Source organism: Colwellia ponticola, assembly GCF_005885605.1.
Taxonomy (GTDB): Bacteria; Pseudomonadota; Gammaproteobacteria; order Enterobacterales; family Alteromonadaceae; genus Colwellia; species Colwellia ponticola.
This window is the reverse complement of the sequence record NZ_SZVP01000160.1, coordinates 1-433: the sequence shown is the minus strand read 5'-3', so window position 1 is coordinate 433 and position 433 is coordinate 1. Positions and strand designations below refer to the sequence as shown.

The following is a 433-nucleotide window of genomic DNA, read 5'->3' as shown; positions in this document are numbered from 1 at the left end:
ATGCTGGCGTGGCAAACCGGCGTGTACAGCCAGGCCGACTGGCAAGGCTTGGCCGAAGTGACCTTCAACCAACAGGCAGGCATCGACCCCGGACAGTGGCAAGTGCAAGTCGCCAACAGCACCTTTGGAGATGAACGCCTGGCGGTCGCGACGTCACGGAATTTGCTGCAAGACCTGCGGGAGTTGTTCAAGCGACAGCACCTGCCGCTGGTGAGATGCACGCCATTGTTGACGGCCGTGGCCCAACGGTACTGACAGCAATTGCCTGACGATTGCGTGCTGGCGGTACCTGAGGCGCGAGGTCTCAGTTGCCTTTACCGGCAACAGGGTGTGGCTCAACAAGTCTGCGTGCTGCAAACCCCACCCGGCAGCCACTTGAGCGACAACCTGTTCACCGCCGACCTGCTGGCGCAACGGCACGCGGCGGCCACAT

Annotated in this window: 1 protein-coding gene; it reads left to right on the top strand. The window is 62.1% G+C overall.

Features of this window, described 5'->3' with window-relative positions; genetic code table 11:
* Window positions 1–255, top strand: a 255-nt coding sequence (locus FCS21_RS16920) for a hypothetical protein (protein ID WP_222928005.1), incomplete at its 5' end; no start/stop codon positions are given.
* Between the last annotated feature and the right edge of the window lie 178 nt (window positions 256–433).